This window comes from Massilia aerilata (assembly GCF_042656905.1).
GTDB lineage: Bacteria > Pseudomonadota > Gammaproteobacteria > Burkholderiales > Burkholderiaceae_D > Telluria > Telluria aerilata.
This window is the reverse complement of sequence record NZ_JBHSMZ010000005.1, coordinates 1-21565: the sequence shown is the minus strand read 5'-3', so window position 1 is coordinate 21565 and position 21565 is coordinate 1. Positions and strand designations below refer to the sequence as shown.

Sequence of the window (21565 nt, the reverse complement as noted above, 5' to 3'; positions counted from 1 at the left end):
GTGGACATAAGCACGTCGTCCCCGCGCAGGCGGGGATCCAAGTTGACTTTCGTGGCAAATCGCCAAACTTGGGTTCCCGCCTGCGCGGGAACGACGATGTTGTGGTGTAGCTTACGCCGCCGGCTTCCAGACCGGCAAGCCGGTCAAATCCAGGTCCGGATCCGACTTCCATACCGGCAGGCCGGAAGCGTCGGTCTCGTTCAAATCCAGCAGCGGAATCTGTTCCTGCTTGAGGGTGCTGCGGCGGGTGCGCTGGGCGGGGCGCTTCGGTTCGGGAGCAAGCGCCTCGTCCGCTGCGGCCGGCTCGAAGCCCGGCAGGTCGAAGGTGGCGTTGTCTTTCTTGTCTCTCATGCGCTGCGCTGGCCCAGAAAACAAAAGCCCGGCTCAAGAGTCGGGCTTCTGTCATACAGTATTTGGTTGCGGGGACAGGATTTGAACCTGTGACCTTCGGGTTATGAGCCCGACGAGCTGCCAGACTGCTCCACCCCGCGTCTGAGAACGCTATTGTATCGCGTCCGCGCCTGAAGTGCAAATCAGGCTATGCGTTCAGCCGATGCGGAGCCGCCACAGCGAGGTCACTTCCTGCATGCGCGCCGCCGCCAGCGGGTCGTCCGGGTCGGAAGCCTTCGGATGCGCGGGCCGGATGTCGTGGCGTCCCGCGACCGCCAGCCCTGCGCCGGCGATCCAGCCCAGCAGCTGCTCGCGCGAACGCAGGCCCAGGTGCTCGGCCAGGTCGGACAGGATCAGCCAGCCCTCGCCACCGTCGAGCAGGTGGTCCTTCAGGCCGGCCAGGAAGCCGCGCAGCATGCGGCTGTCCGGATCGTAGACCGCATACTCGATGGCGGAACTCGGCTTGCCCGGCAGCCAGGGCGGATTGCAGACCACCAGCCTGGCGCGGCCTTCCGGGAACAGGTCGGCCTTCACCACCTCGACCTGGCCTTGCAGGCCGAGGCGCTCGAGGTTCGCGCGTGCGCAGCCGAGCGCGCGCTCGTCCATGTCGGTCGCGATGACCCGCTGCAGGCCGCGATGCGCCAGCACCGCCGACAGCACGCCGGTGCCGGCGCCGATGTCGAAGGCCAGCCCGGCCGATGCGCCGGCGGGCAGGGGCGCCTGCGCCACCAGTTCCACGTATTCGCCGCGCACCGGCGAGAACACGCCGTACCAGGGGTGGATGCGCTCATCCAGCACCGGGATGAACACGCCCTTGCGGCGCCACTCGTGGGCGCCGATCACGCCCAGCAATTCGCGCAGCGAAGCGACGAAGGGCTCGGTGGCCGCGCCGTAGGCCTCGGTGCACGCGTCCTTCACGTCGGGAGCGCGGCGCAGCGGGATCGTGTAATCGCCGTCGAAGGGAATCAGCAGCATCGCCAGCGTGCGGGCGCGCTGCAGCTGGGCCAGGCGGTGGCGGTGGAACTGTTCGGTCAGGGTCGCCGGCTTGGCGGCGGCCTTGGCACGCTTGGCCCGTCCGCCCTTGTGCTCGATGCGGCGCACCAGCGCCTGCACCAGCTGGCGCGCGTTCTGGAAGTCGCCGCGCCACAGCAGGCCGGTGCCTTCCAGCGCCAGGCGATAAGCCGTGTCGGCGTTCATGGTGTCGTCGGCCAGGACGACTTTTTTCGGCGCCGGCCAGCCGCTTTCCGAGCGCCAGGCCGCCGAGCGTTCCTCGCCGTTCTCGATCCAGTGGATGCGTTGGGAGTCCAAGGGGATCCGATCAGTGGTGGTGGTGCCAGTTGAGCTCGTTCGACTCGACGTAGGACTTCACGGCCTCCGCATTGCCGGTGGCATGGCGCTTGATCTCGCCGCATTCGCAGATGCCCTGGTAGGGCTGGATGTGCGAGCAGGCCGAGACTTTCTGCAGGGTGACCTTGACCGGCTTGGCGCATTTGGCGCACTTGAAGGTCAGGAAGCGGGCGGGTTTGTTCATATTCGAGAGTCGTTAGCTGTAAAACCGTCATTCCCGCGCAGGCGGGAATCCAAGTTGCACGCATGTCGGTAACGCACGCAGAACCTGGATTCCCGCCTGCGCGGGAACGACGGGAAGGCGCGCATTTTAGCATCGCTCATTGCGCCGCTCATTGGACTGTAATGGCGCTACTCCCCCCACCAGCCGGCCGCACCAGCACCTTGGTCGAAATCCGCTCCGTCATCTCCTGCACGTGCGAAATGACGCCGACCTTGCGGCCCAGCGACTGCAGCGCATCCAGCGCATCCATCGCCACGCCGAGGGTATCGCTATCGAGGCTGCCGAAGCCCTCGTCGATGAACAGCGACTCGACCTTGACCCGGTTCGACGAGAGGGACGCCAGGCCCAGCGCCAGCGCCAGCGAGACCAGGAAGGATTCGCCGCCCGACAGCGAGTTCACCGAGCGGATCTCGCCGCCCATGTCCTGGTCGCGCACCATCAGCGCCAGCGAGGGGCCGGCCTGGCTGGCCACGCGCTCCAGGCGGTAGCGGCGCGCCAGCTGGGCCAGGTGGATGTTGGCGTAGCCGAGCAGGACGTCCAGCGTGAACTGCTGGGCATAGTTGCGGAATTTCTTGCCGTCGGCGGAACCGATCAGCTCCGCCATCTTGGCCCAGCGCTCCTCGATGGCGCGCTGGCGCTCGATCTCGTCCATCATCGAGCGTGCGCGTTCGCGCCGCTGCGCGTCCTCGCGGATGCGCACGGCCAGGCTGGCGGCCGTTTCGTGCACCGTGCGGCGCTCGGCCTGCACGCTGTCGAGCAGGCGCGCGACGCCGTCGGCGTCAAGCGGCGCTTCCTTGTCTTCCGCATCGGCGATGGCGGGCAGGGCGGCCTGCTGCTGCTCGCGCTGGCCGCGCCGTTCGGCGAGCACCGCGGACGCCTGGCGCGCGCGGCCATCCAGTTCCAGCAGGGCGTCGCGTTCCTGGGCGATGCGCGCCGCGCCGACCGCCAGCAGGCCGGCCAGCTGCTGCTCGTTCTCGACCGGTTCCAGATCGGGATCGCTGCCGGCAAAGTCCTCGATCCACTGCGCCAGCCGGGTGGCCGCATCGGCGGACGCGCCCTGCAGGTCGGCGATGCGGCCCAGCGCCTGGGCCTGGGCGGCGCGTACCCGCGCTTCCAGCTGGGCCGACTGCAGGCTGGCCGCCTGGCAGGCAGCCACCGACTGGCGCGCGGACGCCACCGCCGCGCCCAGCGCCTGCTCGACCTCGACCGCCTTGCGGCCCTCGAACAGGACGGCGCGCTCCTCGCGGCGTTCGCGCAGCTCGGCGTCGATGCGCTCGAAGTCCTGACGGGCGGCGTCAGCCTGGCGCCGGGCTTGTAGGACACGTTCGTCCAGCGCCGACTGGCCGGCGGCGAGGGTGCCGATATTGGCGGCCAGGCGCGCCTGCAGCGCCGAGCGCTCCTGCCATTCCCGGGCCTGGGCCGCGCGCGCATTGCGCCAGCCGGATGGATCCCGTTCCCAGGCGCGCTGCCAGCCGTCGCCGCAGGCATCGCTCAGCACCGGGTCGAGTTCCGCCAGCAGCGCGGCCAGGCTGCCTGCCGCGGCATCGCGCCGCGCGGACAGGCCGGCGATGTCGGCGTCCAGTTTCGCCAGCTGGCCCTGGGCGTTCTGCGCGCTTTGCAGCAGGCGCGCGTGTTCGGCGTTGGTCTGGTCCCAGGCCTGCTGGGCGGCGTCGCGCGCGAGCCGGGCGCGGCCCAGGCCCTGGTCGCGCGCATCCAGCGCATCGAGGTCGGCGCGCAGGCGGGCGGCCTGGCCGGCGAACCAGGCCTGGCGTCCGGCTTCCGCGGGAGCGTCCGCCGCCAGTTCGCTGTCCTGCCATTCCTGTTCCAGTTGCGCGACGTCGGCGGCGAAGGCTTCGCGTTCGCGGCCCAGCTGCGCCAGCTTTTCGCTGGCCGCGTCGGCCGCCGCGCGCTGCTCGGCCTGCAGGTTCAGGTTGTCGCGCTGCTCGCGGCGGCGCGCCGCCAGTTCGCCGGCCAGGTTCGCCAGCACCGCGTGCAGGCGTTCGTCCTGGTGGCGGTAGGGGTGGTCTTCGGCGCCGCACACCGGGCAGGGATCGCCGTCGACCAGGGTCGCGCGCAGGCTCTCGACGCCGTCGGCGCAGGCCAGCTGGGCGCCCTTGAGCAGGCGCTCGGCCTGGCTCACCTGGGCGTCCAGCGCGATGCCGGCGGCGCGCGCGGCGTCCAGCGCTTCCTGCGCGGCCTTGCCGGCGGCCGCCGCCTGCTGCGCGCCGGCGTCCAGTTCGGCCAGGCGCTGGCGGGCGGTGCGCAAGACCTTCCAGGTCTGTTCCAGCGAGGCCAGGCGCTCGCGGCGCGCATCCAGTTGGCGGCGTTCGTCGCGCAGCTGGTGATCGTCGATGCCTGCCAGCGCTTCGCTCGCGGCGCGGCGCGCTCCGTCGCGGGTGGCCAGCAGCGCGGTCGCGGATTCGAGGGCCACGGCGGTGCGCTGGGCGGCGTTGGCCGCTTGTTCGGCGCCGGCCCTGGCTTGGTCCAGGGCGGCCGCGGATTGGGCATCCTGGCGCGCGGCTTCCTCGGCCTGCACCAGGCGCTGTTCCCAGCGCGCCCACTGGACGGCCAGGCCCTCGAGCGCGCGCTGGCCGTCCAGCCAGGCGATCGTGGCCTGCAGCGAGTCGCGGGCGGCGCCCAGTTCGCGGGCCTTGGCCTGCTGCTGCGCCTCGGCTTTCGCGGCTTCATCCAGGGCTTCGTCGCGCGCCGCGCGCGCCTTGGCGTGCGCGGGCGCCACGGTGTCCAGGGTCGCATCCAGGGCCTTGGCGCGGTCCAGTTGCGGGCCGGCGGCGCGCAGGGCTTCCTCGGCCGCTTCGAGCTTGCGTTCGGCCGCGATCTGGCCGCGCAGCGCTTCCTGCTGGGCCGCCAGCGCGCGCGCCAGCTCCTGCTCGCCGGAGGCAAGCTGGGACTGGGCCTGGCGCTGCTCGTCGGCCAGGCGCGCCAGGTCGGCCATCAGCGGCCGCGCCGGCTGCACCGCGTCCAAAGTCGCCAGGCGGCGGCGACGTTCGGCGGCGGCGTCCAGTTCAGTCTTGGCCGCGGCCAGCGCGGCTTCGGCGGCAGTCTCCGCGGCTTTCAAGCGCGCCAGCTCCTGGTGCCAGCGCAGGCCTTCTTCCAGCGCGGCGCGGCGGGCATCGACTTGCTCGAGCTGGCGCGTGGCCTGCGCATGCTGGGTTTCAAGCTCCTCGCGCTCGCCAGGTGCCAGCGGCGCCTGGTCCTGCAGGCGCGAAGTCAGGCGGCGCATCGCCTCCTGTTCCTGGCGCCAGCGCTCGAAGGCGCGGCGCGAGATCTCGCTGTAGACCGCGCTGCCGGTCAGGGTCTCGAGCAGCTCGCCGCGCTCGTTCTCGTCGGTGCGCAGGAAGGCCGAAAACTCGTTCTGGGCCAGCAGCACCGAGCGCGTGAACTGTTCGAAGGAGAGGCCGATGCGGCGCTCGATCTCGCCCAGCACCTCGGTCTTGGTGGCGCCGATCGGGTTCAGGTCCGGCAGGCGGTTCAGGCTCATGGTGACCGGCTGCAGGGCGCCGCCGGCGCGGTTGCGCGAGCGGCGCACGCTCCAGCGCGCGCGGTAGCGGCCCTCGTCGTTGCCGACGAAGTCGACTTCCGCATGGGCCTCGGCGGTGCCGCGCCGCAGCAGGGTGCGGCGGTCCTGCACCGACAGCACGTCGTCGCCGACGTCGGGCAGGAAGTTGCCGGCGCGCGGGCCCTTGAGCAGGCGCGGGGTGGCGTCGTACAGGGCCAGGCACAAAGCGTCGAGCAGGGTGCTCTTGCCGGCGCCGGTGGGGCCGCTGATGGCGAACAGCCCGCTCGATACCAGCGGCTCCGTCTCGAAGTCGACTTCGAATTCGCCGGCCAGCGAAGCCAGGTTTTTACCGGCTATGCGCAGGATCTTCACGGTTCCCCCGTCATCAACTCGGCGAAAGCGGCCAGCTGGTCATCCGGCGCATCGTCGCCGAAGCGCTGCTGCCACAGGCGGCGGAAGATGTCGTCCGGCTGCAGCTGGGCCAACTGGTCCAGGCTCAGGGCGGACTCCACGCCCGGCATGGTGAGGACTTTGCGGGTCGGCTCGATCTTCGCCAGGCGCACCGGCTTGCCCTCCAGCGCCGCCTCGACCTGGGCGCGCAGGCTGGGCTCGGGTCCGTCCAGCAGCACCCGGACTTCGAGATAGGGCTGTTCGTGCAGCGGCGCGTCCGGCAGATCGAGGCCCACCAGCTCGGCGATCACCTGTTTCAGGGGCGCCGGCTGGGCCGGCACGCGCAGCAGGCCGACTGAGCGCGGCACTTGCAGCGGCACGATCTCCTTCGCTTTGCCGCCGTCGAGGTCGATGCGCAGCACCTGGTGCTGGTAATTGATCTCGGCGAAGGACAGCGGCAGCGGACTGCCGCAATAGCGCAGGTGCTCCTGCTTGCCGACTTTCTGCGCCAGGTGCAGGTGGCCCAGCGCGGCATAGGCGATGCCCGGATCGAACATGGACGAGGGCAGGGCCTCGGTGCCGCCGATCAGGATGCGGCGCTCGGAGTCCGGCGAGGAGTCGCCGCCCACCATGTGGCAGTGGCCCATGGTGACGATCGCCTCGCCGTTCGCGCAGCGCGAGCGCGCCAGCGCATAGGCCTGCTGGTAGAGCAGGGCGATGCCGGACAAGTAGGCGTCGATGGCTGCATTCCCGGCCTCGTTCGCGGCGTCGACGCGCGGCACGTCGCCTGGACGCAGGAAGGGGATCGCCACGCACCAGGCCTTCACCGCGCCGTCGCGGCCGGTGAGCGGCACCACCATGCGTTCGATGTCGATGGCGCCTTCGGCATCGCGCACCACGTGGCCGACCACGCGGGTGCCGTGGGCTTCGAGCAGCGGTCCCGGTGCTTCCAGCCTGCCCGGCGAATCGTGGTTGCCGGCGACGATCACGATGTCCAGTTGCGGCATGCGCGCGCGCGCCTGCTGCAGGAAACGGTAGAGCTGGCGCTGCGAGGCCGCCGAGGGGTTCGAGTTGTCGAAGATGTCACCCGCGATCAGCACCGCGTCGGCCTGCTCGGCCACGATGGTCTCGAGCAGCCAGTCGAGGAAGCGCTGGTGTTCGTAGGTCCGGTCGAAATTGTGCAGGGTCTGGCCGAGATGCCAGTCGGAAGTGTGCAGCAGCCGCATGGATTTCTTACAGGAAGATAGCTTCTGGGTGAGCCAAGGGGGCTCACTATAGCGCAGACAGCATCGCCATGACAAAAGTTCTCGGACAGATGAGCAACATGACAATGGCTCTAATAAAATAGATGGATGAGCGAACTCACTCTTAGTCTCGGCGCCGCGCGCGCCCTGCACCTGGCGGCCCAGGGCATGCTGCAGCCGCGCCGCGCCCGCGCCACCAAAGACGATGTGCTGGCCGCGATCCGCCGCATGGGCGTGCTGCAGATCGACACCATCAGCGTGGTCGCGCGCAGCCCCTATTTCGTGCTGTGGAGCCGGCTGGGCGATTACGAACCGGTCTGGCTCGAGCAGCTGCTGGCCGAGGGCAGGCTGTTTGAATACTGGGCGCACGAAGCCTGCTTCGTCCCGGTCGAGGATTACGGCCTGTACCGCCACCGCATGCTCGATACCCACGCGCTGGGCTGGAAGTCCGGCGCGTCCTGGATGAAGGGGCATGCGGAGCTGGTCGAGGGGGTGCTCGAGCACATCCGCGTGAACGGGCCGACCCGCGCCGCCGACTTCGAGCGCACCGATGGCAAGAGCGGCGGCTGGTGGGCGTGGAAGCCGGAGAAGCGCTCGCTGGAGGCGCTGTTCACGGCCGGCAAGGTGATGGTGGCGCGGCGCCAGAATTTCCACCGCGTCTACGATTTGGCCGAGCGCGTGCTGCCCTGGGACGATAGTCGCACGCCGTCGATGGACGAGGTCCGGCGCGAATTCGCCCTCCGTGCGGTGAAAGCGCTGGGGCTGGCGAAGGCATCGTGGATCCCGGATTACCACCGCACCCGGCCGCCGCACCTGGGGCTCGAGGCGCTGGTCGAGGAAGGCCTGCTGCTGCGCGCCCGCGTCGAGGGCTGGAAGGAGCCGGTGTTCGTGCATGCCGAGCATGCCGGCCTGCTGGCGCAGGCGGCGGAAGGGCGCCTGAACCCGACCGTGACCACGCTGTTGTCGCCCTTCGACCCCATCGTCTGGGACCGCCGCCGCGCGCTGGAGCTGTTCGGTTTCGATTATCGGCTGGAATGCTACACCCCGGCGGAAAAACGCCAGTACGGCTATTTCACGCTGCCGGTGCTGCGCCGCGGCCAGCTGATCGCACGGATCGACGCCAAGGCGCACCGCCCGGCCGGGCTGTTCGAGCTGAAATCCGTCGCCTTCGAGCCTGGCGCGCGTCCCAGCGAGCGCCTGCTGCGCGACCTGGCGGCGGCGGTGGCGCGCTGCGCCCGCTGGCACGGCTGCCCGGCGGTCGAGGTGGCGCGCACCGATCCCGAAGGCATTGCCGGGCCGCTGCGGGACCTGCTTTCCGTTCCGCAACAGGCTGCCGCCTGAGCGGTATTTTTTGCCCCCATCGATGGGGGGCGCAAGGGGTTGTGGTTTGTGCCAGATCAAACCCGGCCCCAGGACCCGTCCGTACACTAGGTGCTCTTTCAGGCCGATGACAACCACTACAGGGTCCCAACCCTTCCTCAGGCCTGTTCAAAACATACGCCTCCCATCCAGGTTCCCGCCCCGACCATGCCGGTCAGGCTGAACTTTGTGTTGGCGAAAAACTGAGCGGAGACCGAATGCTGACGTCAACTTACACTCTCGTTGCCCTGTCCGTCGAACAGACCACCGTGCGCTCGGCGCTGCAGTCGCTGGTCCACGCGCTGCATGCCTTGCCGGGCGAGGACGGCGTCCTGGCGCCCGGCCAGGCGGCCCGGCTGTGCGCGGAATTGCGGCAAGTGGTCGACGATTGCCACTGGCGCAAGCTGGACAAGTTCCTGGTGCCGGCCCTGCGCCGCAACACGGAAGCGGCCGATGGCCTGCTGCACGATCTCGAGCAGATCAGCCGCGCCGCCGCCGATGCGCTGGCGGCGGCCGAAGCCTGCGTCGATGCCGGCGCCCGCGGCGTCGACCGCGACGGCTTCCAGGAGGCCATCGAGCGCTGTGCCGACGCCCTGCGCTGCCGCCTGGAGCGCGAAGAGCACGAGCTGTTTCCACTGGCGCGCAGCCTGGTGCGCGGCGAGGCCTGGTTCGCGATCGCCAACCAGATGCTGGTCCACGATGCCGTCGCCCGCGAGCGGCGCGGGGCAGGGCGGCGCGGCTGCGTCGAATCCATCGAGCCCCGCCATGGGCGTTTCGAGCCGCATGGCCATGGCCAGGGGCACGATCCGGCCGGCGCCGAATTCGGGCGGCGCTACGCCACGCTTTCCCTACTGCACTGATGCGCTGTCCGCACGCGCCTGTCCGGCGGCGCGAGGCCATCAGGTTTCTTGTTATGATGGCGATTTTGGAAGTGCGATTTCATCATGTTCGAGTTCCTATTCAAGCGGCCGGGCGACAACAAGCCCGGCGACAAGCAGCCGGCCGGACAGGAGGCGCAAGCGGGACAGGCCGCCTCCACGGGCGCAGCTGGTCCGGGCGCCGCCGCGACGCCGCAGCGCGCGCTGCAGGCCGAGAAGCTGAGCCGGATCCAGGGCGACGAGGCCGCCGCGGTGGAATTCGTCCTCCAATGCGAGTTTTCCGAGCTGCGCCTGACCGCAGCCGAAACCATCCAGAGTCCCGAGCTGCTCGAGCGCGTCCATACCGCGATGCGCAATACCGACCGCCGCGTCGCCAAGCTGATGCAGTCGCGCCTGGACGCCCACCGGCACCGCGAAGCCGAGCGCCGGCGCGGCGAGACCATGCTCGAACAGGCGCGCTCGCTGCTCAAGGATGCGCTGCTGACGCCCAATCACGTTGCCGACCTCGACCGCAAGTGGGCGGTGATCGCCGCCCCTGAACTGCAGGATGAATTCGGCGCCGTCCGCGCCGCGCTGGCCCAGCGCCTGGAAGCCCAGGTGCAGCTGCAGCGCGCCATGATCGACCGCCTGGCCGCGCTGCGCCGGCTGCCGTCCGAACCGCTGCCGGCCGCCGAGCTGGCAATCAAGCTGGAAGCGCTGGCCCAGGAACAGGCCCAGGCCCTACAGGCGCCCGAGCAGCCCTCGCTGCCGCGCGGCCTGGTGGCCGAAGTCGGCCTCGAAGCGCAGAAGCTGCAGGCCAGCCTGCATGAAATCGAAGCCGGCCAGGCCGCGCTGGCGGCGCGCGAAGCCTTCCTCGCCGCCCAGCAGGACAAGCCCCACGCCGAGCTGAACCCGGAGGCCTTGCGCAAGGAATGGCAGCGACTGCCGCAAGCACAGCAGGGCGCGCATGGCGAGGCCATGGCTGCGCTGCAGCAGCGCTTCGAGGCCTTGCTGGCCAGCTTGCCGCAGCCGGAAGCGCGCAAGCCGCGCGAGCCGAAAGAAACCCCGGCCACAAAGCCGAAAGAGCAGGGCAGGATCGAGGGTAAAACCGAGGGCAGGGCGCGTGGCGCCGACCAGCACTTCCTCGACACCATGGATGCGATGGAAGCGGCGCTGCAGCAAGGCTCGCTGGGAACCGCCGCCGAACTCGACAAGGGACTGAAGGAAGCGCGCGAGAAGAACATGCGGGGCATGCACCTGACGCCGGCGCAGTCCGACCGCCTGGCCCATGTGCGGGCCGAGCTCAAGCGCCTGTCGGACTGGGCGCGCTGGGGCGGCAACGTCTCGCGCGAGGAACTGATCAAGTCGGTGGAAGCGCTGCCGACCCAGAACCTGGCGATGAGCGAGCTGGCCAAGAAGGTCGGCACCATGCGCGAACGCTGGAAAGCCCTCGACAGCCTGTCCGGCGCGGCCCCGAAAAGCCTGTGGGAGCGCTTCGACGCCGCCTGCGGCGCGGCTTATGCGCCGGCGGCGGCCCACTTCCGCCATCTGGCCGACGAACGCCATGCCAACGCCGCGCGCGGCCAGGGCCTGATCGACGAAGCCAACGCCGAGATCGCGCGCCTGCAGTCCGGCGAAGCCGAGTGGAAGCACGTGGCCGGCACCGTGCAGCGCCTGCGCCTGGCCTGGAGCCACCTGGGCGCCATCGACCGCAAGGAAAAGAAACGCCTCGATTCGCTGTTTACCGACGCCCTGAACACCCTGCAGGGACCGCTGGAAGAACAGCGCAAGGGCGAGATGGCGGAACGCGAGGACATCATCGAGGCCGCCGCGGCGATCGACCCGCACGACCGCCACGCGCTCGACACCATGCGCGCCCTGCAGCAGCGCTGGCAGGAGCATGCGCGCGCGCTGCCGCTCGAGCGCAAGAGCGAGCAGGCGCTGTGGCAGCGCTTCCGCGCGGTCTGCGACGAAATCTTCCAGCGCCGCAAGGAAAGCATGCACGAGGCCGACATCGAGCGCCGCGCCCACGAAGCCGCCAAGGAAGCGATCAGCGCGCGCCTCGAAGCCGCGGCCGCGGAGGTGAGCCCGGCCAGCGCCGGCAAGCTGCTGCGCGATGCGGCGGCCGAATGGCAGGCGATCGGCCCGGTGCCGCGCGCCCACGAGGCGCGGGTCGAGAAGCGCTACCACGCCGCGGTGGCGCAGATCCAGCAGCAGCTGGAAGCCGCCCGGCGCGCCGTCGGCCTGGCCCAGGCCGGCCAGCTGCGCGACAAGCTGCGCCTGGTGCAGGCGCTGGAGCAGCAAGTCGCGAGCGGAGACGGCGCCGGCGACGCCGATTGGGAAGCGCGCTGGAGCGCCTTACCGCCGCTGGAGGCCGACATGGAGCGCGCCCTGCGTGCCCGCTTCGACGCGGCCCTGGGCGCGCTGCCGGAAGGCCGCGACGGCTATGCCCAGCTGCTGGAGCGCAACCGCGGCACCCTGCTCAACGAACTGCTGCGCGCCGAGATCCGCGCCGGCATCGACAGCGGTCCCGAGTTCGCGCGCGAGCGCCTCAAGCTGCAGGTCGAGGTGCTGCAATCCTCGCTCAAATCGGGTCACGGCGGGGGCCACGGCGCCGGCCACAAGGGCGGACACAAGGATGGCCAGAAGAGCGGGCAAACGGGCGGCAGCGCCCAGCTGCGCGAACTGGCGGCGCTGCCGGCCCTGGTCGACGCCCGTACCGCGTCGCGCATCGAACAGCTGTTCATGCGCCTGGCCCGGGAGGGTAAATGAGCGAGGGCTTCACAAAGTTCTTCAATGAAGTCAGGGTGCAGCAGGGAGACTTCGACCTCGGCGCGGAAGTGGCGCGGATGCGCGCGGGCGACCCGCGCATCGGCGCCGTCGTGTCCTTCGTCGGCACGGTGCGCGACATGAACGAGGGCGCGAAGGTGGCCGAGCTCGAGCTGGAGCACTACCCGGAAATGACGGAACGCGCGCTGCGGGACATCGTCGCGCAGGCGCGCGCGCGCTGGCCCCTGTACGGTGCGCTGGTCGTGCACCGCGTCGGCCCGATGGCGCCGATGGCGCAGATCGTGCTGGTGGCGGCAAGCGCCGCCCACCGCGGCGAAGCCTTCGCGGCCTGCGAATTCATCATGGATTACCTGAAGACCGAGGCGCCGTTCTGGAAGAAGGAACAGACCCCGGAAGGCGCGCGCTGGGTCGATGCCCGCGTCAGCGACGACGCCGCCCGCGCCAAGTGGGCGTGCTGATCATTCCGGTTTCCCGGCCTTTTGCAGCGGATGGCGATGCTTGGCCAGCCCGATGCGCTGTGCCCGGTAAATGCCGCGGTGTCCTGAAAACATATAGCTGACCACGCAGGCCACGGCCGCATACACGCCGGCTTCCGCGCCGAACAGCTCGATGGCCATCAGGGTCGAGGCGATCGGCGTGTTCGCCGCACCCGCGAACACGGCCACGAAACCCAGTCCGGCCAGCAGGGCGAAGGGCAGGTGCAGCAGCGGCGCCAGCGCATTGCCCAGCGTTGCGCCGATATAGAACAGCGGCGTCACTTCGCCGCCCTTGAAGCCGCTGCCCAGCGAAGCGATGGTGAAGGCCATCTTGCCGGCGAAGTCCCAGGATGGCAGGGGCTGCTGGAAAGCGGCCTGGATGGTCGGGATGCCGAGCCCGAGCCAGCGCTCGCCGCCGAGCAGCCATGCGGCGCCGGCCACCACGATCCCGCCCAGGAACGGGCGCAGCGGCGCGTACCGCACGCGGTGTTTGATCCAGGCGCCCAAGGCATGGGTGCCTGTCGCGAACAGGCGTCCCACCGCGCCGAAGGCGGCGCCGGCGAGCGCCGTCGCCAGCAGCGGCCACGGCGCCGGCAGCGGTACCGCGCCGATCGCATACTGCACATGGTGCACGCCCCACAGCAGGCAGATCTGGTCGCCGGCAATGGCGGCAACGAGGCAAGGCAACAGGGCGTCATAGCGAAGGCGGCCGATCGCCAGCACTTCCAGTGCGAACACGGCGCCGGCCAGCGGCGTGCCGAACACCGAGGCGAAGCCGGCGCTGATACCGGCCATCAGGAGAATGCGGCGGTCTTCATGGTGGAGCCGGAGCAGGTGGGTCAGCTGGTCGGCCAGGGCGCCGCCCATCTGCACCGCCGTGCCTTCGCGGCCGACCGAGGCGCCGACCAGGTGCGACACGACGGTGCCGCCCAGCACCAGCGGCGCCATCCGCAGCGGGATCACGTTTTTCGGATCGTGGATCTCGTCGATCAGCAGGTTATTGCCGGCCTCGACCTCGCGCCCGTAGCGCAGATACAGCCAGCCGACTGCGAAGCCGGCCAGCGGCATCAGGCCGATCAGCCAGGGATGCAGCAGCCGGGCCGCGCTTGCCCAGTCGAGCGCGAACAGGAACAGGGCCGAGGCTGAACCGCCCAGCGCCCCGACGACGACGGCGAGCGGCAGCCACTTGAGCATGAAGCCTAGCAAAGCCGCCAGCTGCAGGCCGTCGGGATGTTCGGTGTTATTGCTTGTTGTCATGCATGTCCCGTGCGTGAATGAATCGTTTCCCGGACATGCGGCAGGCTGGAAGGCGTGCGCCTACACTTCCAGATGACCGAAAACGGTCCGGGAACGTGTAGGCATCATCAGCCCTGGGGGCGGTTGGTATCGCGCGCGGCTGCGATACGGGAGGAATGCCATCTCCGTTAATAATTGTATCTCAGCAAATTCTGCTTCGCCAGCCCCCGCCGGCGACGATAGCGCGGGATGCGCTACCCGGTGTGGCGGGAGCTGATACCGCCGAGCTATTTACTTGTGCTCAAGGCGTCCCGATTGCAATCTAGCAAAGTCCATTTTTTCTTTGACCGGAGAACGCCATGCACCAGCAATCGACCGCACGCCCCAGCAACGCCTTCGTCGGCGCCTCCTGGGGCGCCATGATCGTCGGCATGATCGCTTACCTGATCGGCCTGTGGAATGCCCAGATGCAGCTGAACGAAAAGGCTTACTACTTCACGATCCTGCTGTACGGCTGCTTTGCCGCCGTGTCCCTGCAAAAGACCCTGCGCGACCGCACCGAAGGCTTGCGTGTGACCGGCATGTATGTGGGCTTGTGCTGGGTGTCGCTGGGCGCTTCCATCCTGCTGCTCAGCGTGGGGCTGTGGCATGCCACGCTGCTGCTGAGCGAGAAGGGCTTCTACGCCATGTCCTTCGTGCTGGTGCTATTCGCCATCGTTGCGGTCCAGAAAAACGTTCGTGACCTGGCCGCGCATCCCGCATCTTGAAATATCGTTGCCGCATCCCTAACTTGAGTTCAACGGAAACACCCACCAACCACTAGGGGATAAAAACATGCGGCAAGACAAATTGACGACCAAGCTCCAGGAAGCGCTGGCGGATGCCCAGAGCCTGGCGGTCGGCAACGACAACCAGTACATCGAACCGGCGCACCTGCTGAGCGCCTTGCTGAACCAGGACGACGGCGGCGCGCGCTCGCTGCTGCAGCGCGCCGGCGTGAACGTCGGCGGGCTGTCGACGGCGCTGCGCAATGCGCTGGAGCGCCTGCCCAAGGTGTCCGGCACGGGCGGCGACGTGCAGGTCGGGCGCGAACTGGTGCAGCTGCTGAACCTGGCCGACCGCGAGTCGCAGAAGCGCGGCGACCAGTTCCTGTCCAGCGAAATGATCCTGCTGGCGCTGACCGAGGACAAATCGGACGCCGGGCGCCTGGCGCGCGAGCATGGGCTGACGAAGAAGGCGCTGGAATCGGCGATTGCCGCCGTGCGCGGCAGCGACGCCTCGGTGAATTCCCAGGATGCCGAAGGCCAGCGTGAAGCGCTGAAAAAATACACCCTCGATTTGACGGAGCGGGCCCGCATGGGCAAGCTGGACCCGGTGATCGGCCGCGACGACGAGATCCGCCGTGCGATCCAGGTGCTGCAGCGCCGGACCAAGAACAATCCGGTGCTGATCGGCGAGCCGGGCGTGGGCAAGACCGCCATCGTCGAAGGCCTGGCCCAGCGCATCGTGAATGGCGAGGTGCCCGATTCCCTGAAGGGCAAGCGCGTGCTCTCGCTCGACATGGCGGCGCTGCTGGCGGGCGCCAAGTTCCGCGGCGAATTCGAGGAACGCCTGAAGACCGTGCTGAAGGAGCTCGCGCATGACGAGGGCATGACCATCGTCTTCATCGACGAGATCCACACCATGGTCGGCGCCGGCAAGGCCGAGGGCGCGATGGACGCCGGTAACATGCTCAAGCCGGCGCTGGCGCGCGGCGAGCTGCACTGCATCGGCGCGACCACCCTCGACGAGTACCGCAAGTATGTCGAGAAGGATGCCGCGCTGGAGCGCCGCTTCCAGAAGATCATGGTCGACGAGCCGAGCGTGGAGGCGACCATCGCGATCCTGCGCGGCCTGCAGGAGAAGTACGAACTGCATCACAAGGTCGAGATTACCGACCCCGCGATCATCGCCGCGGCCGAGCTGTCGCACAGGTACATCACCGACCGCTTCCTGCCCGACAAGGCGATCGACCTGATCGACGAAGCGGCCTCGAAGATCAAGATCGAGATCGACTCCAAGCCGGAAGTGATGGACAAGCTGGACCGCCGCCTGATCCAGCTGAAGATCGAGCGCGAAGCCGTCAAGAAGGAAACCGACGAAGCATCCCAGCGCCGCCTGGAGCTGATCAACGACGAGATCGCGCGCCTGGAGCGCGAGTACAACGATTACGAAGAGATCCTCAAGGCCGAAAAAGCCGCCGTGCAGGGCACCGCGCACATCAAGGAGGAGATCGAGCAGATTCGCCTGCAGATCGACGAGGCCAAGCGCAAGAGCGACTACGGCCGCATGTCCGAGCTGCAGTATGGCCGTCTGCCGGAGCTGGAGAAGCAGTTGAAGGACGCCGAAGTCGCGGGCGAGCAGCCCGAGACGGCCGATGGCAAGCCGCGCCTGCTGCGCACGCAAGTCGGCGCCGAGGAGATCGCGGAAGTGGTCTCGCGCGCGACCGGCATCCCGGTGGCGCGCATGATGCAGGGCGAGCGCGACAAGCTGCTGCACATCGAAGAGAAGCTGCACGAGCGCGTGGTGGGCCAGGACGAGGCGATCGAAGCCGTGTCCGATGCGATCCGCCGTTCGCGCGCCGGCCTGGCCGACCCGAACCGTCCGTACGGCTCCTTCATGTTCCTGGGTCCGACCGGCGTCGGCAAGACGGAATTGTGCAAGGCGCTGGCGAGCTTCCTGTTCGATACCGAGGAATCGCTGATCCGCATCGACATGAGCGAGTTCATGGAGAAGCATTCGGTGGCCCGCCTGATCGGCGCGCCGCCGGGCTATGTCGGCTATGAAGAGGGCGGCTACCTGACCGAAGCCGTGCGCCGCAAGCCCTACAGCGTGATCCTGCTCGACGAGATCGAGAAGGCCCACCCGGACGTCTTCAACGTGCTGCTGCAGGCGCTCGACGACGGCCGCATGACCGATGGCCAGGGCCGCACGGTGGACTTCAAGAACACCGTGATCGTCATGACCTCGAACCTGGGTTCGCACAAGATCCAGGCGATGGAGACCGACGAGCCGGCGGTGGTCAAGATGGCCGTGATGGCCGAGGTGCGCGGCCACTTCCGCCCCGAGTTCATCAACCGCATCGACGAGATCGTGGTCTTCCATGCGCTCGACGAGAAGAACATCGGCGACATCGCCCGCATCCAGCTGCGCAACCTGGAGCAGCGCCTCGAGAAGATGGAGATGAAACTCGACCTGACCGACGCCGCCCTGCAGAAAATCGCGGAAGCCGGCTTCGACCCGGTCTACGGCGCCCGCCCGCTCAAGCGCGCGATCCAGCAGCAGATCGAGAATCCGCTGTCGAAGGCGATCCTCTCCGGCCGCTTCGGGCCGAAGGATACGATCCACGTCGGCGTCAACGGCAGCGAGCTGAACTTCAGCGCGGAGCCGGCGGTCGATCTGGCCAAGTAATATCTTGCGCACCAAGTGAAAGCGCCCTGTCCGGAAAGCCGGGCAGGGCGTTTTTTGTCAGCTCGTCGTTTCCGCGCTCGTCCGCCCCCGAGCCATCCCGCCCAGCAGCAACAACCCACCCAGCAACATCGCGTAAGCCGAGGGCTCCGGCACCGGCGCCAGCGGAATATTCTCCGACAGCAGGCTGCCGGCCTTGCGCCCGCCGTCGCCGTCGAAGGAGTTGACCTTCAGGTGCGGGCTCAAGGGTGCCGGCCTTAGCCGAGGGCCATGGGGCCTCCTTTTCTTCGAGTCTCGGGCGCCGGCCCTTCGCGTCCTGCGAACGGACCGGCGATACGGATGAGTCCGCGAACACAGGGTAGGGGTGGGATGGCAAGGCTCTCTGTTAAGTGGCTAACTCAGTCTGTGTAACAAATATATTGACGCGCGGAAGGAAGTTGAGAGCGCACGGCACTGGGTCAAGGAAGGTGGGCCGCATGCCGCCATGATGGGCAGGTTATTTCCTTGGCGGAACAATGGTCCATATTTCACGATGCGGAATGCAGTTCGCGAATATGAAAATTGCATCGAATGGGACGCCGCACCCGCTCCCATTTTGAGAAATTACCTTCCGCATCATGGAAGGAAATTCGCAAGTGTTTGATAAATAAGTAAATAAAATTAATCCTATGTCTTATATAAGAGTATTGGTGCTTCGCACAAGCCGGCTTAAGATATTCCCAAGGCCGCTTCCTTCCAACACAGCTTTCATCATTCATCATCAGGAGAATCAGCATGGCAACTCGTGAACAGCAAATCGCCGCCCTGCAGCAAGACTGGGACAGCAATCCGCGCTGGAAGGGCGTGACCCGCAACTACACGGCGGAGGACGTGGTCCGCCTGCGCGGCTCGATCCAGATCGAGCACACCATCGCCCGCCGCGGCGCCGAGAAGCTGTGGGACCTGGTCAATAACGAGCCTTATGTCAACGCCCTCGGCGCGCTGACCGGCAACCAGGCCATGCAGCAGGTGAAGGCCGGCCTGAAGGCGATCTACCTGTCCGGCTGGCAGGTCGCCGGCGATGCCAACCTGGCCGGCGAGATGTACCCGGACCAGTCGCTGTATCCGGCCAACTCGGTGCCGATGGTCGTCAAGCGTATCAACAATACCTTCCAGCGCGCCGACCAGATCCAGTGGTCGGAAGGCAAGGACGAGGTCGATTTCTTCGCACCCATCGTGGCCGATGCCGAAGCCGGTTTCGGCGGCGTGCTGAACGCCTTCGAGCTGATGAAGTCCATGATCGATGCCGGCGCCGCCGGCGTTCACTTCGAAGACCAGCTGGCGTCCGTCAAGAAGTGCGGCCACATGGGCGGCAAGGTGCTGGTGCCGAGCCGAGAGCAGGTCGAAAAGCTGACCGCGGCCCGCCTGGCGGCCGACGTGATGGGCACGCCGACCCTGGTGATCGCCCGTACCGACGCCGAAGCGGCCGATCTACTGACCTCGGACGTCGATCCGGTCGACCAGCCTTTCTGCACCGGCGAGCGCACCGTCGAGGGCTTCTACCGGGTGCGTCCGGGCGTCGAACAGGCGATCTCGCGCGGCCTGGCCTACGCGCCTTTCGCCGACCTGGTCTGGTGCGAGACCGGGAAGCCGGACCTGGCCTTCGCCAAGCGCTTCGCCGAAGCGATCCACGAAAAATTCCCCGGCAAGATGCTTGCCTATAACTGCTCGCCTTCGTTCAACTGGAAGAAGAACCTGGACGACGCCACCATCGCCAGGTTCCAGAAGGAGCTGGGCGCGATGGGCTACAAGTTTCAGTTCATCACCCTGGCCGGCTTCCACTCGCTCAACTACGGCATGTTCAACCTGGCCCACGGCTATGCGCGGCGCGGCATGTCGGCCTTCGTCGAGCTGCAGGAAGCGGAATTCGCGGCGGCCGAGAAGGGCTTTACCGCGGTCAAGCACCAGCGCGAAGTCGGCACCGGCTACTTCGACGCCGTGACCCAGACCATCCAGCAGAACCAGAGCTCGACCACGGCCCTGCATGGCTCGACGGAAGATGAGCAGTTCTTCGACGAAAAGAAAGTCGCCTAAGAAGCGCTAACTGAAAAGTTTTTTCCTCCGTTGTTCGCGGTGGCAGCCGCAGCGGTCAAAAGCCGCTGCGGCTTTTTTGCGGCTCACGTGCGCGGCCTGGCAAGCGGAACCGATAGACTCAAGTGAACACGACAATGGAGGCTCTCGTGCACTTCCCCAAACCTGCCATCCTACTTCTTCCTCTTCCACTGGTCTTTGCCGCCGCGCTCGCCCAGGCCCAGGACTGGCGTCCCGATACGCCGGGAACGCAGCACCAGATCAAGCGATCCGACCTGCCGGCAAATCCAAAGGCCGGCGACCCGGAAGGATCGCTGCCGGCCACCGTGAAAGTCGTTTCGCCGCCGGCAGGCGCGCTGCCCAAGGTGCCGGCCGGTTTTACGGTACAGGTATTCGCCAGCGGCCTCGACAAGCCACGCACCATGCGCGTCGCGCCCAACGGCGATATCTTCCTGTCCGAAACCGGCACCGGACGTGTGCTGGTCTTCCGCGCCAATGCGGCGGCGCCGGCCAAGCCCGAAGTCTTTGCCGAGAAGCTGGACCGTCCCTACGGCATCGTGTTCCAGCCTGCCGCCAACCCGCAGTACGTCTATGTGGCGGCGGCGAATCAAGTCGTGCGCTATCCCTACCATAGCGGCGACGTCAAGGCTTCCGGCCCGGCCGAAGTCCTCATCGACAATATCCCGACCAAGCGTCACTGGACGCGCGACCTGGCGCTGTCGCGTGACGGCAAGCGCCTGTTCGTCTCCATCGGATCGAGCTCGAACCTGGGCGTCATGCCCGAGAAAAAACCGGCAGACATACAGGCTTATGAAAAGGCGCATGGCCGCGGCGCGGCGTGGGGCGATGAAGAGAACCGCGCCATGGTCCGCGTCTACGATCTGCAAACCAGGAAGCTGGGCACCTACGCTACCGGCCTGCGCAACTGCTCGGGGCTGGCGATGCAGCCCGGTACCGATAATCTGTGGTGCGTGGTCAATGAGCGCGATCACCTCGGCCCGCAGGTGCCACCCGATTTCATGGCGCGTGTAGGGGAGGGCGATTTCTTCGGCTGGCCCTGGTACTACCTGGGCGACAACGAAGATCCGGCTCTCAAGGGAAAGCGCCCCGATCTCAAGGGCCACGTGCGGACGCCGGAAGTGCTGTTCCATCCCCATGCCGCGGTGCTGAGCCTGGCGTTCTACGATCAAAACGCTTTCCCTGCGGAGTATCGGGGCGATGCGTTCGTCGCGATGCACGGTTCGCACAGCGCGCCCGCGACCGGCTACAAGGTGGTCCGCGTGCGCATGAAGAATGGCCAGCCGACCGGCGGGTTCGAGGATTTCATGACCGGATTTGCCCTGACTGGCGACAGTACCTGGGGACGGCCGGCCGGCGTGGCGGTGACGCGCGACGGCGCGCTATTGGTAAGCGACGATGCCAAGGGCACGATTTTCAAGCTGACTTACAAGAAATGACGAGGCAGATGAGTCCGCTGTGCCGTAGGGCGCCGGCTCATTTGCTTGCCAGGTCTCAGTTATACTTTCATAAGTATTTGATTTTATAAGGAAATTTTTTTTAAAAAAGATTGAACTAAGGAAGTTTCCTACGCTCAAAGGGGTGCATTCTCTTTTTGCTGCTAGGAACTTTCTTATGAAAAAACTCGTTACTTTTGCTTCGGATAGCCGTGTCAACGCCCTGCTGTGCGCCAGCGTCACCGTGCTCCTGACCGCCTGTGGCGGCGGCATGAGCGACGCCGGCAGCGGCCAGCAATCGCAGACCGCCGCCGCGCTCATGTCCAGCGCCGACACCACCGTCGCAAATAGTGCCGCCACCACGCCGAACGCTGCCGACGCAGCCGGCGCCCGGGCGACCGAAGCCGCTGCAGGCAGCTTCGAACTGAGCGCTTACGATGGCAGCCTGGCCTCGACCGGCGCCGCTTCTTCGCAAGCCGATGCGCCGGCCGACGGCGCGCCGCGCCTGCTGGCGTCGATCTCGGCATCGAGCCCGACCGTGAGCGCCGCGACCACGACCCCGGCCACCACCTATAACTATTATGTGTCGCCGACCGGTTCGGATACCGCCGCCGGCACCAAGGCCGCGCCGTTCAAGACCCTGGCCCGCGCAGCAAAAGCCGCGACCAAGGCCGGCACCACGGTCTGGGTGGCTCCAGGCACCTATGCCGGCGGCATCAAGACCACCGCCAACGGCACCGCCTCGGCACGCATCTACTGGGTTTC

At 67.6% G+C, this 21565-nt stretch carries 16 protein-coding genes, 1 tRNA gene and 1 riboswitch; of the genes, 9 read left to right on the top strand and 8 right to left on the bottom strand.

The genetic code is table 11. The features are described 5' to 3' along the window. Positions 1 to 111: 111 nt before the first annotated feature. From ACFPO9_RS08000 to ACFPO9_RS07975, 6 genes are all read right to left on the bottom strand, one after another. The gene (locus ACFPO9_RS08000; RefSeq protein ID WP_230021783.1) at positions 112 to 351 is read right to left on the bottom strand and encodes a hypothetical protein; all 240 of its coding nucleotides are present in this window, start codon (positions 349 to 351) and stop codon (positions 112 to 114) included. Between the two features lie 63 nt (positions 352 to 414). Next, positions 415 to 491, bottom strand: a tRNA-Met gene (locus tag ACFPO9_RS07995). 55 nt (positions 492 to 546) lie between these two features. Beyond that, positions 547 to 1698 (bottom strand): methyltransferase, encoded by a 1152-nt coding sequence (locus tag ACFPO9_RS07990; protein WP_379769253.1) that lies wholly within the window; start codon positions 1696 to 1698, stop codon positions 547 to 549. Between the two features lie 10 nt (positions 1699 to 1708). Beyond that, a complete protein-coding gene (locus ACFPO9_RS07985) occupies positions 1709 to 1921 on the bottom strand; it encodes a hypothetical protein (RefSeq protein WP_379769251.1) in 213 nt (70 codons plus the stop codon). Between the two features lie 148 nt (positions 1922 to 2069). Next, entirely contained in the window at positions 2070 to 5849 is a 3780-nt protein-coding gene (locus tag ACFPO9_RS07980) for an AAA family ATPase (protein ID WP_379769249.1), read from the bottom strand. Further along, positions 5846 to 7093, bottom strand: coding sequence for an exonuclease SbcCD subunit D C-terminal domain-containing protein (locus ACFPO9_RS07975; protein WP_379769247.1), 1248 nt, complete (start codon positions 7091 to 7093; stop codon positions 5846 to 5848). The genes ACFPO9_RS07980 and ACFPO9_RS07975 overlap by 4 nt, the downstream gene beginning before the upstream one ends. A 126-nt stretch (positions 7094 to 7219) precedes the next feature. Between ACFPO9_RS07975 and ACFPO9_RS07970 the strand changes: the two genes are divergently transcribed. From ACFPO9_RS07970 to ACFPO9_RS07955, 4 genes are all read left to right on the top strand, one after another. Beyond that, entirely contained in the window at positions 7220 to 8452 is a 1233-nt protein-coding gene (locus ACFPO9_RS07970; RefSeq protein WP_379769244.1) for a winged helix-turn-helix domain-containing protein, read from the top strand. A 236-nt stretch (positions 8453 to 8688) separates the two neighbouring features. After that, positions 8689 to 9330, top strand: a complete 642-nt coding sequence (locus ACFPO9_RS07965; protein ID WP_379769242.1) for a hemerythrin domain-containing protein — start codon at positions 8689 to 8691, stop codon at positions 9328 to 9330. Between the two features lie 84 nt (positions 9331 to 9414). Then, positions 9415 to 12099: a DUF349 domain-containing protein gene (locus ACFPO9_RS07960; protein WP_379769240.1), complete on the top strand. Its 2685-nt coding sequence runs from the start codon at positions 9415 to 9417 to the stop codon at positions 12097 to 12099. Next, a complete protein-coding gene (locus tag ACFPO9_RS07955; protein WP_379769237.1) occupies positions 12096 to 12575 on the top strand; it encodes a molybdenum cofactor biosynthesis protein MoaE in 480 nt (159 codons plus the stop codon). The genes ACFPO9_RS07960 and ACFPO9_RS07955 overlap by 4 nt, the downstream gene beginning before the upstream one ends. On the opposite strand, the gene ACFPO9_RS07950 is transcribed toward ACFPO9_RS07955, so the two are convergent. After that, the gene (locus tag ACFPO9_RS07950) at positions 12576 to 13850 is read right to left on the bottom strand and encodes a voltage-gated chloride channel family protein (RefSeq protein WP_379769235.1); all 1275 of its coding nucleotides are present in this window, start codon (positions 13848 to 13850) and stop codon (positions 12576 to 12578) included. A 91-nt stretch (positions 13851 to 13941) separates the two neighbouring features. After that, positions 13942 to 14025: riboswitch (Fluoride riboswitch) on the bottom strand. Between the two features lie 163 nt (positions 14026 to 14188). On the opposite strand from ACFPO9_RS07950, the gene yiaA reads away from it, so the two are divergent. Together yiaA and clpB are read left to right on the top strand one after the other, a co-directional pair. Beyond that, positions 14189 to 14596, top strand: coding sequence for an inner membrane protein YiaA (gene yiaA / locus ACFPO9_RS07945; protein WP_379769232.1), 408 nt, complete (start codon positions 14189 to 14191; stop codon positions 14594 to 14596). A gap of 67 nt (positions 14597 to 14663) precedes the next feature. After that, positions 14664 to 17279 carry an ATP-dependent chaperone ClpB gene (clpB, locus tag ACFPO9_RS07940; RefSeq protein ID WP_379769229.1) on the top strand — a complete coding sequence of 872 codons (2616 nt, stop codon included), beginning with the start codon at positions 14664 to 14666 and terminating at the stop codon, positions 17277 to 17279. A gap of 57 nt (positions 17280 to 17336) precedes the next feature. On the opposite strand, the gene ACFPO9_RS07935 is transcribed toward clpB, so the two are convergent. Next, a complete protein-coding gene (locus ACFPO9_RS07935; protein ID WP_379769225.1) occupies positions 17337 to 17522 on the bottom strand; it encodes a PEP-CTERM sorting domain-containing protein in 186 nt (61 codons plus the stop codon). A gap of 528 nt (positions 17523 to 18050) precedes the next feature. On the opposite strand from ACFPO9_RS07935, the gene aceA reads away from it, so the two are divergent. The 3 genes from aceA to ACFPO9_RS07920 all read left to right on the top strand — a co-directional run. After that, positions 18051 to 19349, top strand: coding sequence for an isocitrate lyase (gene aceA / locus ACFPO9_RS07930; protein WP_379769222.1), 1299 nt, complete (start codon positions 18051 to 18053; stop codon positions 19347 to 19349). Positions 19350 to 19495: 146 nt separating this feature from the next. Beyond that, the gene (locus ACFPO9_RS07925) at positions 19496 to 20803 is read left to right on the top strand and encodes a PQQ-dependent sugar dehydrogenase (protein WP_379769219.1); all 1308 of its coding nucleotides are present in this window, start codon (positions 19496 to 19498) and stop codon (positions 20801 to 20803) included. 175 nt (positions 20804 to 20978) lie between these two features. Then, a partial coding sequence (locus ACFPO9_RS07920; protein WP_379769216.1) for a DUF1565 domain-containing protein occupies positions 20979 to 21565 on the top strand: 587 nt, incomplete at its 3' end.

Bases quoted from the DNA above. Each gene is read 5' to 3' on its own strand.
- yiaA (WP_379769232.1), top strand. From the start codon at position 14,189: ATGCACCAGCAATCGACCGCACGCCCCAGCAACGCCTTCGTCGGCGCC.
- aceA (WP_379769222.1), top strand. From the start codon at position 18,051: ATGGCAACTCGTGAACAGCAAATCGCCGCCCTGCAGCAAGACTGGGAC.
- ACFPO9_RS07960 (WP_379769240.1), top strand. From the start codon at position 9,415: ATGTTCGAGTTCCTATTCAAGCGGCCGGGCGACAACAAGCCCGGCGAC.
- ACFPO9_RS07975 (WP_379769247.1), bottom strand. From the start codon at position 7,093: ATGCGGCTGCTGCACACTTCCGACTGGCATCTCGGCCAGACCCTGCAC.
- ACFPO9_RS07950 (WP_379769235.1), bottom strand. From the start codon at position 13,850: ATGACAACAAGCAATAACACCGAACATCCCGACGGCCTGCAGCTGGCG.
- ACFPO9_RS07970 (WP_379769244.1), top strand. From the start codon at position 7,220: ATGAGCGAACTCACTCTTAGTCTCGGCGCCGCGCGCGCCCTGCACCTG.
- ACFPO9_RS07955 (WP_379769237.1), top strand. From the start codon at position 12,096: ATGAGCGAGGGCTTCACAAAGTTCTTCAATGAAGTCAGGGTGCAGCAG.
- clpB (WP_379769229.1), top strand. From the start codon at position 14,664: ATGCGGCAAGACAAATTGACGACCAAGCTCCAGGAAGCGCTGGCGGAT.
- ACFPO9_RS08000 (WP_230021783.1), bottom strand. From the start codon at position 351: ATGAGAGACAAGAAAGACAACGCCACCTTCGACCTGCCGGGCTTCGAG.
- ACFPO9_RS07985 (WP_379769251.1), bottom strand. From the start codon at position 1,921: ATGAACAAACCCGCCCGCTTCCTGACCTTCAAGTGCGCCAAATGCGCC.
- ACFPO9_RS07965 (WP_379769242.1), top strand. From the start codon at position 8,689: ATGCTGACGTCAACTTACACTCTCGTTGCCCTGTCCGTCGAACAGACC.